Annotated in this window: 11 protein-coding genes; 3 read left to right on the forward strand and 8 right to left on the reverse strand. The window is 46.3% G+C overall.

The window, feature by feature from the left end:
• Positions 1-235: 235 nt before the first annotated feature.
• The 8 genes from H8K36_RS07340 to H8K36_RS07375 form a co-directional block, all read right to left on the reverse strand.
• Positions 236-1,273 (reverse strand): ABC transporter substrate-binding protein, encoded by a 1,038-nt coding sequence (locus H8K36_RS07340; protein ID WP_186914343.1) that lies wholly within the window; start codon positions 1,271-1,273, stop codon positions 236-238.
• Positions 1,270-3,213, reverse strand: coding sequence for an SLC13 family permease (locus H8K36_RS07345; protein WP_186914341.1), 1,944 nt, complete (start codon positions 3,211-3,213; stop codon positions 1,270-1,272). Before H8K36_RS07345 ends, H8K36_RS07340 begins: the two co-directional genes overlap by 4 nt.
• A gap of 304 nt (positions 3,214-3,517) precedes the next feature.
• A complete protein-coding gene (locus tag H8K36_RS07350) occupies positions 3,518-3,850 on the reverse strand; it encodes a hypothetical protein (protein WP_186914339.1) in 333 nt (110 codons plus the stop codon).
• Between the two features lie 142 nt (positions 3,851-3,992).
• Positions 3,993-4,397, reverse strand: coding sequence for a VOC family protein (locus H8K36_RS07355; protein WP_186914337.1), 405 nt, complete (start codon positions 4,395-4,397; stop codon positions 3,993-3,995).
• Between the two features lie 109 nt (positions 4,398-4,506).
• Entirely contained in the window at positions 4,507-4,896 is a 390-nt protein-coding gene (locus H8K36_RS07360; RefSeq protein WP_186914335.1) for a GFA family protein, read from the reverse strand.
• Positions 4,897-4,962: 66 nt separating this feature from the next.
• A complete protein-coding gene (locus tag H8K36_RS07365; protein WP_186914333.1) occupies positions 4,963-5,451 on the reverse strand; it encodes a hypothetical protein in 489 nt (162 codons plus the stop codon).
• A gap of 728 nt (positions 5,452-6,179) precedes the next feature.
• Positions 6,180-6,443 carry a hypothetical protein gene (locus tag H8K36_RS07370; protein ID WP_186914331.1) on the reverse strand — a complete coding sequence of 88 codons (264 nt, stop codon included), beginning with the start codon at positions 6,441-6,443 and terminating at the stop codon, positions 6,180-6,182.
• A 316-nt stretch (positions 6,444-6,759) separates the two neighbouring features.
• Positions 6,760-9,219, reverse strand: coding sequence for a discoidin domain-containing protein (locus H8K36_RS07375; RefSeq protein WP_186914329.1), 2,460 nt, complete (start codon positions 9,217-9,219; stop codon positions 6,760-6,762).
• Between the two features lie 351 nt (positions 9,220-9,570).
• Between H8K36_RS07375 and H8K36_RS07380 the strand changes: the two genes are divergently transcribed.
• The 3 genes from H8K36_RS07380 to H8K36_RS07390 all read left to right on the forward strand — a co-directional run bounded on the left by H8K36_RS07380 (position 9,571) and on the right by H8K36_RS07390 (position 12,486).
• Positions 9,571-10,473 (forward strand): dihydrodipicolinate synthase family protein, encoded by a 903-nt coding sequence (locus H8K36_RS07380; RefSeq protein WP_186914327.1) that lies wholly within the window; start codon positions 9,571-9,573, stop codon positions 10,471-10,473.
• 8 nt (positions 10,474-10,481) lie between these two features.
• Complete coding sequence (locus tag H8K36_RS07385) at positions 10,482-11,672, forward strand: mandelate racemase/muconate lactonizing enzyme family protein (protein ID WP_186914324.1); 1,191 nt, start codon at positions 10,482-10,484, stop codon at positions 11,670-11,672.
• 85 nt (positions 11,673-11,757) lie between these two features.
• The gene (locus H8K36_RS07390; protein ID WP_186914322.1) at positions 11,758-12,486 is read left to right on the forward strand and encodes an IclR family transcriptional regulator; all 729 of its coding nucleotides are present in this window, start codon (positions 11,758-11,760) and stop codon (positions 12,484-12,486) included.
• Positions 12,487-12,502 lie beyond the last annotated feature (16 nt).

Here is a 12,502-nt window from a genome sequence, read left to right on the forward strand (position 1 = left end):
TGCGAATGCTTCGAGTACTTTTTTCACGACGAAGTTACGTTCTAAGGAGCATATTTGTGACAAAGACTGAACGCTTTGCAAAGTAATTTTGTGTTTACTTTATGTTTTTAGAGGCACGAGTTCGCAATTGACTAAGCAAGCGAAATCAAAAATATGAAATTAAGAATGCCAAGAAGCTTGATGTTTACTTGGCATTTGATTTTCTACGCGGTGATTTGAATTGCTGAAAGTGGAATTACTCGAAGTACTGATCACCCGCATGAGCGGCCGCTTCATACACTTTGGGCAAAAAGAAGCCACGTGCCTTCATTCTCGAGCCGCTCATGGTGACGATGAATTCTTGCGAGGCGACGATCGGCAAAGTTTTTACATCGGTCTTTTGCATCACGATTTGTAGTGCTCTTCTCGCAGCCACTTCGCCTTGTTCAAATGGTGATGTACCAATTGCTAACATGCCACCATCTTCAGTAAAGAACCCATTACCTCCAATAACAGGAACGCGCGAATTTTTTTCTGTCCACGACACCACTTCCTTGGCAGATACCAAAGTTGGATCATTCGCTGAGCGTTGCAAGCCGCGATAGTTGGTCAGCAAGATGACATCGACCTTGGCGCTTAACTCACTGATACTGGTCTGCCATTCTTCCCAAGTCTTCACATTTCTCACCTCAGTCAGTTGATGTGGTGACCAGTCAAACTGTTTGATCTGATTAGCGTCGCCATATACCGTCTCCGATGCATCACCGAGATAGGCAATTCGCACCGGATGTTTCAACTGTTGAAGACTGCGCGCACTTTGTAAGGTTTCACTCAGAGCTGTTAGCGGCAAGCGTTCCATAATGCCAGTCACATTTTTGGCTTTATCGTACCCGTACTCCGACGCCTCTTTATTGACGCCGCCAAACACAATCTTAATCTTCGGATCATTCGCAAAATACTGCGCGACATATTTCTGTGCGTCGTCGTCCATCGCGATCACAACATCTGGGCGTGTTTGATTGATCAAATCTCTCGCGGAAATACCAGCACTGGTTTTGTACTTCACATCGGGATGACGCTTCGTATCCATGTAATACCACCGCACTTGATACAAGTATTTATTCTTCAACACACGATTTAAACCTGTGTTGATATCGCGCACCCAAGAGTAATCTTTGTCGTAACTATGCAAAATCAAGATGCTTGGCTTGGTTAAGTTATACCACCCGATCAAGACTAAGGTGACCAACAAAAACAACCACATCAAGAGTTTTTCTAGCTTTATTGTTTTCATAGAATACCCAACATTTTCCAGTAAGGAATCGACGCATAGACAGCAGCTAGACGCGCGAAATTTAAGGCGGCGTTAAACCATAAGAAGGACTTCTCGCTATACAAGCCATGTTTGCGATTAAGTTCTTGTAGCGGCAAATAGTAGGAACACTGAAATGGTAAGAACCATACCTCTGCAAACATCAGCACGATGAAACCAACGACCCAAGCATTGACGCCATTGATATCGGCCAGTGGCATTAATACCGTTGCTAAAATCACGACCGCGGCATTGATCGGCACCACGATACGAATTACATTCACCAGGGCGAATAGCAGCAGAACAAAGAGTTCGAAGTTCGTCCTCATATACGAGCCTAGGCTCTGCAAGGTGGCACCGAGTTCCTTATCTAAGCCTAAGAAATTGAATGAGGCGACGATACCGGTGATACCGCTCATGTAAAGCAAGAAGGTCCAATCAACTTTTTCTTTAAGCTCTTTTTTGTCGAGTGAACCACACAACAAGAGGCAGAAAAACATGGTAAAGCCTAACCACGGTGGCTGTACTCGGTGAATTGAGCTAGTAACGATACCGACTACCATAAACACAATGCCAGCAATCGCGGCCCACTCCCGAGTCTTCACCTTTCCTAAGAGCGCCAACTGCTGCTCTACAATTTCCTTGGGTAAGTGAGCACGTTCCTGATTACGGAACATTAAAAAGGCGGCCGCGCCGTTCAATGCAACCAGAGTAAAGCCTGCAACTAAAGCCGCCATACACCATGTCAACCATTGAAACTTATCTTGCCCCTGCGGAGAAAGCAAACCGAATACGGCGAAGTTGACCGACTTACTGGTAATGAAAACGGCGGAGAACAAGCTAATTCCACCAAAACAAGAAATCGCTAATCGCGTTGCCGCGGCCCCGCGTGATTTCAAACTCAGACTTTCCACCATGTCCAAATAGAAAGGTGCAACGATCGCGATCCTGCCATTCGCTGTCGGAATAATCGGAGTAATGATAGAGCCAGTAATAAACAGACCAACGTTGTGCCATAACTGCGAATTAGGCAAGCGCGCAAGCATCCACAAAATGAATCGATATCCCAAACCCGATGTCACCACCACCGTACCCAAACCCAAGGTACTCAAGGCCATTAAGAAACCGTCAGAAGAAAAACCTGACAGAATCACGCCGGCGGGAACTAAGCCCGTCACCAAAATTACCAGTAACGCAAATAAGCTCGGAATGTAATCATCAACCAAACTAAAGGCCCACATGATTACTGTCGAAGAAAAAATCGCGGAGAAAATGATAGCCTTATTTGACAAGTGCCACTGTTCGCCAAATTCGAGAATCAATAAAGGACATAGCAATGCAAGGGCCCAACCGATTACATCCACCATCTTGCTATGAGTAACGCCTTCCTTTTTTTCGCTGGCGACATGACGCACCATTTCCTGGCCAGAAAAACGCCCAGTTAATGAGAGAAATAAGTCTGTCTTGAGTGTTGCGTTGGCCTCGACCAAGTTCATCATTGCCGCACGGGGTATACATAACACTTCGCAGTCGAGCGTACAGGTAACCTCGGCCAAATATAAAGCGGCGTCAGAAGCCGCTTCTTCACCAAAATGTCCATTCGTCATGTCTAACACTTGGCCTTGAGCGGAAGTCATGCGTACAGTTCCACTCAGCAGGAGATAGAAATGGTCCGCCTTTTCATTTGCCCGAAAAATTGCATCTCCCGATTGAAAGCGCTGTTGAGTAACCTTCGGCAGCAAACGCGCGAGACTCTGGCTTTTGCATTGCCCCAACACGCGATCTTGTAAGAGCGTGTCCATTACCTTTTGATTGGCCACTTGAGTCGCTCGATCATTCATAGGAGCAAACTCCTTGCCTGATCTGTTTTCGTTCTGCTGTAGATCATCGATTGATGTCGACATGTCTGAATTGGTATTCATGAATTGAAGATGTCCTTACGAAAAAGACCAAGCGTGATCGAATCAATGAAAGCGTGACAATGGCTCGATCTCAAAATGACGATCACCCCAAACCCGCCGGGGCTTATCGAAGCAGATCGGCACCTTGACGGAAAGTTGCCTAAAAGTATAGGAAGTATAAACAGACTGATTGCACCAGACAATGCAAATCGTGTGAGATGTGCGAACTAAAGACAGTTGGGTGCCACGATAGGCGCAGAAAAGGCCATGAAAGTGGCTCAAGTCAACGATAAGCTGTCTCTAGCAAGCACTAACGCGGCTTAGTTCATTGATCGCTAGAACTAGGATGCTGTTCCTGGACAGGTGGGGGGCTGGCGGGTGTTGCGGCGCTCGTGTCAGTCACTTTCACACGAATTACAGCGTAAACAACGGCACCCAAGATATACGAGATAAGCAAAGCAACTGGGACGCCAATACCCGCCACACCGAACATCCAAGCGATAGGCGTCGCTCCCATTGAAGCAGAAACAATCAAGCCAATCAGACAAAGAAAAAAAGCGCTAGCAATAAGGACAGCGATGGTACGTGGCTTCAATACAGCACCAGCGACAATGCCAAAGATGACGATGGAAGCCCAGAATAGATAAGAGGTTGTCATGATTCGTAGGTGTGCTCGAAATATGAATTAAGTGCTCTAGTTAGGTGCATGCCATTATGCGACAGATCGCCGAAATAGGCTAATTGCAGTCATTAAGCGAATGATTTATCGACCAGTAAGTGCATAATGACAGCCTTAACTCTTATGCTTCGCTTGGCGCAGTAGTCATACAAAATAATCCCCAGCCATGACCATCAAGGTCAACGAAACTATGCGAATACATAAAGCCTAGGTCTTCCGCTTTATCATACGTTGAACCACCTGCCGCAAGTGCCCTGGCCACTAAACCGTCTACTTCCTCCCGATTCTCGCAGCAAAGATTGATCAACATTTCGACAGCTTGGCTCGTATCGCAAATCGCTTTTGGCGTGAAGTCACGAAATCTTTCGCGGGTGCACAACATCACAAAAATCGAATCACTAATCACAATACAAGCGCCACTCTCGCTAGCGAATTGCGGGTTATCAGCAAACCCCAATGCCTTAAAAAAGGCGAGCGATTTACTGAGGTCTGCTACTGGAAGGTTGAGATAAATCTGTTTGCTCATGCTGTTATCCTTCATTTTTTAATGTGTTACACGCCTCGCTGCACCTAGCACATCACCTCAACAATACCCTCTCAATACTAGGCGATGATCGCAGCGTATCATACCAGCCTCAAAACCAATAATCTGCCACGCAACGACCATCGCGCGGCAAGTCGTCGAAAGTAACAAGGCCATCAAAGTGATCGATAGGAATCTGGGCCACGGTATCGGGCTCAGCCAAACGCAAATTAACCGCGATTCTCCGTCTGCCATTGTCTTCGAGTCGTTTGCCCCTCCAGAATGCCATACAGCCACAGGTTGGGCAAAAGTGAAACTCAAGCGCACTGCCTCTCGCAAAGGCTTTCGTCACACCTGAGACCTTAATCCCAAAGCCCTCGTAGTCGTAAGCCCAAAGCACGCCATAACGGCGGCACGCTGTGCAATTGCAAGCCGTAGCACCATCGGGCTCACCGGAGAAGGTCCAATGTACCGCCCCACAAAGGCATTTTCCTTCAAGCATGATTAGATCCTTTGCAAAGAATGTCCAACAACTAAGCCGGCCAAGTCGCTTGAGCAAAAAAGTATGTCAATCACGAGAGCGATGCAGGCGCACAAGTTTACCCATTAGCGCAAAGGCTTGTAGCAGCCCTGGCTTCGCAATTGAACTCTTACGATGCTCGCGCTCTCCACAGATGCAAACATCCAATTCCCACGCCGCGGGCTGAGCATCGTCGACCTTCAGAATACGTTGAAGCCGCAACGCCGAATCTTTACCAAGTGCCTCTACCGTTTTACCACGTGCGAATACCGCACCAGGCGTACATTCGACCATCTTACCAAGCACAGCGAGCTCGACGAAGCCTGGCAGTACAGCGCCGTTTTTTAAGGTATATGTAGCGCGAACTAAATAACTTGCATATTCACCCAGCGATGGACCAGCTTCATATGCACCAACATAAGACTCATCCGCTTGGGGCGATACAGCCTCACCCGAATTCAGATATCGCCAAACGGCCGTCTGCTGAAAATCGCTTTCGGTAAGCTGGTAAGCAGGCATTTCGAGATGGGGCTTCATCTAACTCCTAAACCGAAGACGACTGTTCATGAAGATAAAACAGTCAAATGCTGTCGACATACACAGATAATATAGCTTAAAACGCCAACCTAAATCGATCTACAAACCTAATTCTATTTGGATCTAGCTTTAAAGAATAGACGATCCAAAAAGTTAGCGCCAAAGACGTATGATCCAACCGAGCTAACAGAGGTGCAGCCAAATGCCAACCAAAAAAATATCCATGGCGAGAGCCAAGTTACTCGTTTAAATATCAACAGCAAGAGCACGGTACTAGCGAATAGGCCAATAAGGCCGCCAGCTATTGCGTCCAACACTTTAGTACCATCCGATCGATCCGCACTCGATGTCGAAATGTGTTGGTCGAATTGATTACTTTCTTCAGCTTGACGAGCAGCAATTTTCTCAACGATATTCACCTCGCGAGGAGTGCTCCTTCTGATTTCCTTATTTAAGCTCGCAATTTTCTCTTCCGAAAATAGAAATTCAGAAGGAAGAATTTCCCCGCAATATAAACAGTGTTTAATTGCTCGGTTTAGAACAATTTGATCACACGCGGTGCATGTAAATTTTGGATGAGGAACGGCCATACGAATGCAACATTAAATGATGGCAATAGGGAAGGTTCAACAGTCTTCAAAGTCCTCATCTGCGCTAGGAAACGGGACAAGCCTTTTCTAAAATCAACTGAAATATCTAGTACCAATTATGGTAAGCCATTTTGTGACTTATTGGATGTCTTGAATAGAGAAAACACGATCATCGAATTTTAAAATACTCCTTATCAATTTCGAATGCATTCCTATATTCGGCACGAGCAGGCGGGCAAATCCATCCTTATACACCGTCTTCCATAAACCTTCCGCATGCCGTTCAAGAACATGAGCGGCCTCGTTCAAAATTGCGCTTAGACGAATAGTTGTTTGTGGATCAGGTTTGAGAGGGTAAGTTGGCGCACCATAATTTTCTAAGTTCGGTTCTTCAACACTCATGGATGACCAACTTGTTTTAAAGCGAAAGAAACCTAAATTAATACATTATCAATTCATCATCAACAAAGTTCCAAACTTCTCAAGACCCTCGTTGGGCCTAGCTAAAGTTAGTTATAACCACTGAATAATAGGTAAACCAGAGAGAACCATCCCCTCGAGCAATTCATTTCAAGTAATATTTCTAGACATTGAACTAGCAAACTGCTTTCGCTTTTAGATGAAGCGAACTGATGGAGTTCGTACTTAGGTGGTTCTAAGTTTAAGTTTCTCGAAAAATCCAACACCCTTTCAACAAGGGCGTTGGAGCACAAAGAAATTACAGCCTTACGAAACTTGTTCCATTCCCTTTGAATCGCACTTTTTTCTTAAAAACACCCTCTCCATATGAAACTTCAAACCATCCATCAGCTGGCACCTGCACTACACCATCGTTGTCAGCTCGCGCTGCGTTGGAAAATGAAATGGTATTTCGGAACCAAAAACTACTATTGCTTTTCTCGGTGACTTTCAATTTTTCAGTATCACCAGTACTTGAAACAATGCTGACGGTACCAAATTCGGGATTGGCATAATCAAAATTGAGCGGCGCCTTCAGTTCAACGCCGATACGCCCGTAGGCAAGCGTGTTAGGTATTGCTGAAAAGGTCTCGTTGAATACCTGGATAGCAGTATCTCCTTTTGCCATGTATGCGAGGCTCGCGTTCCAAGCGGAATTGAAAGCCACCCACCCCTCGGTATACCCTAATGCAGCAGCAGGATCGAAGGGATAAGATGCTTCCTTAGGCGATCCTTCAATCACTCCACGCACTGGTTGCAAAACACCATTACCGCCATTATGTTCTTCGTACCAGCCAGTCTCAACTCCAACAAAATCTCTCGGAGCATCATGCGAATAATGGCGACCTGATGGATTACGACCAAAACCTGCATCGATCTGCGCCGTCGCCATTTCCTTCAAACGTTGTTTTTTTACTGGGTCTGAAATGACCTGTGCTGCAGCCAGTGCTGCTGCAGGAAATCCCATCACATTACCTGGCTCATTATATGGAGGCGGAATAATCCACAAAGTATCGCTGTATTTGCGGAAATCCCACATGTTCGCAGAGCGTGCAATCATCGTGTCAACCCAGCTATTTATCTTGGCAGATAAATTCGGCGGGGCAAGCGAGGGATACACTTCTAGGAAGTAGGCAAGACCTTCCATCGTCTTATGCTCACTCATACGCTGACCTTTAGTGGTCTCAGGCATAGTCCAACTAAGATTATCAATGATCCACTGTGTTTGATTGTACGCAGCATCGAAATATTGCTGGGCGTCGAGGCGCCCTTCTCGCTTAGCGACCTCGTACATCATCAAGTTTGGAACGATCGAGTGCCCTGGCGGAAATTGTCCTTTGCCTGTTCCAAGCTGGGTATAAACCTGAAACATGTTACCAGTAAGTGTGCTGCTAATCTCATACTTACTCATATTGCCAATACCCAGATGAGCCCAGTTCCCGAACGTATAATTCTTAACGGTATCGTAATCAGCCTTTGAAATATATTCCTTCATCATCGGATAGGCATAAAGGAATGCAGCCAATTCTCCTTTAAAGAGTGGGTGGTTTCCAGTTGCAGTATTGTTGTACGTGATGATTCGATCGACACCCCAATGAATCATTTTCACGATATCTGGTGGATTACCAATTGGTGCTCCCAATGATTGATATGCTGAATTAAATGAATACACAATCTGTTTTGGCATTCGGTCATAGGCACTTGGATTGGACATGTACATTTGCACCAAGCTCGATACTTCAAACGAAAACTGATGTGAATCCCGCCAACCGACGCCAGCCGTGCAGGTATTACTGACCGGAGAATAACAACGCGCATCAACCATAAAATCTATCGCAGGCTGATACGAGACACGCTCTATCCAATTCGGTCCTATCGAAAAAGGGTACGATGTTTTACCGCCAGCCGAAATAACATACTCACCAGTATCAAATGGTGTTGAGGAATTAAAGGAACTTAAAAAGGCACTAAAGTCCCCTACATGGCCATTGATGGTTCCTGTAAAAAGCGGTGTTGTTTGACCAGCTTTCGTAATCGTAAAACTTGTTCCATCCGGTAAAAGTGGAGCTGTAAAGCGCTTAGGTTTGTCAAGGTTGTAACCACTTAAGTTAATCAAAATATCCGTCTTTGGTGCTAAGCCATACACGGGCGCAACAGGATCTGTCGCTAAGGCAGGGCAGCCACCAAGCGACTCATCAAAAATCTTAAGTTCCTTCAAGCGCACGTAACCAGCATCGGTTGAATAAAGGCGAACTTTGCTTGCACTAACGACTGAAGAGAACTGCAATACGACATTTGTCGACGTATTGCCCGTCATCGCGGCACCAGGAACATCAAGCCAACTTGAACCACTCCAGTACTGAATCTTTGCGTTTGCGATTGCACTACCTGAAGCATAACCGGAGTGAACATGCGCGCAGTTAAGGCTAATGCTCGCACCAAGGTCAATTTCCAAAGTATGCGGTCCAGCCGTATTTGCACTTACCCAACGAGAGGTATCAGAGATCACACCATCAACCGCATAGGTCGCTACATTTGGACTCAAAACAGAGTCAGCGACCACAGGCTTGCCTACAGCCACATTTGTACTCGAAGTCGGCAACGCCGCCAAAGCCAATCCACTTACAGAGCAAGCTGCCCCCACAACAATATAGGACCACCACCTCACTCGTTTTGTAGCGTCCTTCCCGCTACTTTTACCAATTTCACTATTCGTCATTTTGTCTTCCTCGTTTGGACATATTTAGTTTTTGGAACTTGTTGTTGCAGCGCGCGTACGTCAATCTTGACCAATCAATCAATATGAAAAAAGACTGAATTGAGTTGCTCAGTTTGGGAACAAGAAACCACAACATGGATATATTGCAGCACCAAATTTACAAAGTCAACATGAAACAACGTCAAAAAAAGAAGATAACGAAACAACCTAACATATTGTTTTTTAATGATTTTAAACTCAAACGTATATCAATTAATGAAAAAAACTGCCAAAACACATCAATAAAATGTTTGCTTCTATAGCACCATATGTGACATAATCAACTCATTCATCACAGCCGAGGAAATCCAAATGTCCCAACTTCAAGGCGTATTGCCAATTCTGCCCACCATCTTCCACGCAACTGGCGCAATCGATAAGGCTGGCACTAAAAATGTTTTGGAATACGTTATCAAGGCCGGGGCGGCGGGAGTTGTTTTTCCGGGTTTAGCAAGTGAGTACGACACACTTACTCGCGATGAACGAATTGAAATGACCGACTTAATTGGAAAATGGATCGCTGGGCGCATTCCATTTGTAGTAGGGGCAAGCGCTACCACACAAGAAGATGCTGCACTCTACGCTGCTGCTGGCGCACGCGCCCGAGCTACCACAGCCATGATTCTCACACCGCACAAGTTGGCGGATAACCTACCAGCAATGGCCGATTTTTTCAGGGAGATTCATGCCTCCACGGGAATGAAGATCATGCTTCAAAATGCACCCGCACCGATGGGCATCGGTCTTGCACTCGATCGCGTTGCTTTACTTGCGAAAGAAGTGGATGGTATTTTCTATGTTAAGGAGGAAGCTGCACCTTCCGGACAACGGATTACAAAATTGACAGAGCTAGCTGGCAATTCTCTTGACGCCGTTTACGGAGGGGCTGGCGGGCGATATGTCATTGACGAATTGGCACGTGGAGCAAAAGGCACCATGCCAGCTTGTGAGATCACTGAACTGCATGTCGAGATGGTTGCTCGATTTATGCGCGGCGACGAAAATGGTGCGCGGGACTTATTTGAACGTACACTTCCCTTGCTGAATATGCAGGCCAACTTTAGATGGCGGCTCACAAAAGCCGTTTTGAAAATGCGTGGGATTATTGAATGTGATTATGTTCGCGCTGCAGGACCGGCACTAGACACACATGACCATGCTGAGCTAGCAGCATTAATGAAGCGCCTTTCAGATATTCTTCCATCAACGTACTAGGATTCCAGATGAATTTCGTAGAACAGAAATCGGCGGCTGTCGCGAAGGTTGAAACTTTCATTGTAAAGTCTGAGCGCGACACACCCTACCTTGGCCCACTAGGCCCCGGAGAGTCGATCAATTCAAGGGGATACATTGTTCGCAAAGGAAATGGCACTATTTACCCAACCGTCGACCGCTCTGTCGTCGTCAGAGTCACCACCGAAGATGGCGCTGAGGGTTGGGGCGAGACTTATGGGATATGCGCACCGAAGGCAACCTGTGAGATCATCAATGATTTATTGGCGCCTGTGCTAATCGGACGCGTTCCAGATGATGTCGAATCTATTTGGGATAGTCTTTATGATCTCATGAGAGTGAGAGGGTGTTCGAGCGGATTCCATCTGGATGCCATCGCTGCAATTGACATTGCACTTTGGGATTTAAAAGCACAAGCCCATGGTGTATCTGTGGCAGATTTAATCGGCCCGAAAATTGCGAACAGAGTACCCTGCTATCTTTCTGGCTTACCAGCCTCAACCATTGAAGAACGCGTGACGCTCGCTTGCGAATGGCAGAAGAAGGGAATTAACGCATTTAAGTTTGCTGCTGTTGTAAGCCATGAAGGCATCTACAACGAATTTGCAGCACTTCGAAAAGCGCTTGGCCCTAGCGCTGAAATCATGGTCGACTTGCATTGGAAATTTGGCGCAGATGAAGCGATTGAGCTAGCCACCGCATTGGAAGGATTTAAACCGCATTTTCTGGAAGCACCAGTGAAGCCCGAGGATATCAGTGGACTTGCTGAGGTGTGCCTCAACAGTTCGACTCCTATCGCTGCCGGAGAGGAATGGTACACCGAACATGATGCACGTCTTCGACTCTCGACATTTCCTGTCGCTTACGTTCAACCTGAAATGGCACACACAGGTATTACCCAGTTTTGCAGAATCGCCAAACTTTGCCATGATCGAGGCCTCCTAATTGCCCCACATGCGACAGTAGGCGTCGGCATTTTCTTGGCCGCCAGCTTACAGGTCTCAAGTACGCTCAAGAATTTATGGAAACATGAATGGCAGCATTCCGTCTTCGATCGCAACCTCGCGATGCTTGACACCGACATGAGTTGCAACGAAGGCTCATACCATGCACCTACCGGTATTGGCATCGGCGTAAAGCCAAACAAGAAATTTTGGGAGCATGCTGAAATTGCTTTATAAACAACGATCAACAAGCATCAACTATAGTCAATTTTCACGACGATGCCTCATACTGTCTATTTTTTAGACCAAAGGGATATTCAACATGCGAACATCGTTAGGAGCACAGCCTAATCAGAGCTTAATTGATGGTATCGCGACGCTACAAGCGCTCGCGACATCACCCGAACCGATTGGCGGTCGAGAATTGGCTCGGAGAATCAATCTAGAACCGACCAAGGTAAATAGGCTATTAAAGACACTCACCCATCTTGGGATTGCGAGACAAACTAGCAACCGAAAATACACAGCAGGACCTGGAATGCATGTGCTCGCAGCGCAAAGTCTATTTGCCTCAGGCTTGATTAATCGAGCACTCCCAGCACTCGAAAATTTAAGGCAGTTTGGCCACACTGTTGCGCTAGGTGTGCTCTGGAATGACAACGTCAGCTATCTCTTCCATGCACCTCCGGGACTTGAAGTATCGCGAGGTTTGGGAAGGATTGGACTTCTACCAGCAACGACTAGTGGTATCGGCATGGTGCTTCTATCGGAATTAGATAACGAAGATGTTCGCCAAATCTATGAAGATCGTGAGATACCTCGCTATCCCGATGGTATCGACGCGCTCTTTTATAAACTAGATGAGATTCGAAAACTAGGCTATGCAAGGATTAAAGTTGAAGACGATCGCGGTCACCATATCGTCGCTGTATCTACTGGAGACCCGGTTCACGCTGGCTTGGCTCTGTCTGGATGGATCCCTGAAGGTGCGACAGAAGAGCTCGTCGCAAGATTACGTTTAGGTGCGTCAGAAATAGGTCGTGAAACTTAGCCGAGCCTCCAATTAA

Origin of the sequence: Affinundibacterium nitidum (assembly GCF_014284155.1) — a bacterium.
In the GTDB taxonomy this organism is placed as follows: Bacteria; Pseudomonadota; Gammaproteobacteria; order Burkholderiales; family Burkholderiaceae_D; genus Undibacterium; species Undibacterium nitidum.

Excerpts from the sequence above, each read along its gene's own strand:
- H8K36_RS07340 (WP_186914343.1), bottom strand. The coding sequence starts at position 1,273 with ATGAAAACAATAAAGCTAGAAAAACTCTTGATGTGGTTGTTTTTGTTG.
- H8K36_RS07345 (WP_186914341.1), bottom strand. The coding sequence starts at position 3,213 with ATGAATACCAATTCAGACATGTCGACATCAATCGATGATCTACAGCAG.
- H8K36_RS07350 (WP_186914339.1), bottom strand. The coding sequence starts at position 3,850 with ATGACAACCTCTTATCTATTCTGGGCTTCCATCGTCATCTTTGGCATT.
- H8K36_RS07355 (WP_186914337.1), bottom strand. The coding sequence starts at position 4,397 with ATGAGCAAACAGATTTATCTCAACCTTCCAGTAGCAGACCTCAGTAAA.
- H8K36_RS07360 (WP_186914335.1), bottom strand. The coding sequence starts at position 4,896 with ATGCTTGAAGGAAAATGCCTTTGTGGGGCGGTACATTGGACCTTCTCC.
- H8K36_RS07365 (WP_186914333.1), bottom strand. The coding sequence starts at position 5,451 with ATGAAGCCCCATCTCGAAATGCCTGCTTACCAGCTTACCGAAAGCGAT.
- H8K36_RS07370 (WP_186914331.1), bottom strand. The coding sequence starts at position 6,443 with ATGAGTGTTGAAGAACCGAACTTAGAAAATTATGGTGCGCCAACTTAC.
- H8K36_RS07375 (WP_186914329.1), bottom strand. The coding sequence starts at position 9,219 with ATGACGAATAGTGAAATTGGTAAAAGTAGCGGGAAGGACGCTACAAAA.
- H8K36_RS07380 (WP_186914327.1), top strand. The coding sequence starts at position 9,571 with ATGTCCCAACTTCAAGGCGTATTGCCAATTCTGCCCACCATCTTCCAC.
- H8K36_RS07385 (WP_186914324.1), top strand. The coding sequence starts at position 10,482 with ATGAATTTCGTAGAACAGAAATCGGCGGCTGTCGCGAAGGTTGAAACT.
- H8K36_RS07390 (WP_186914322.1), top strand. The coding sequence starts at position 11,758 with ATGCGAACATCGTTAGGAGCACAGCCTAATCAGAGCTTAATTGATGGT.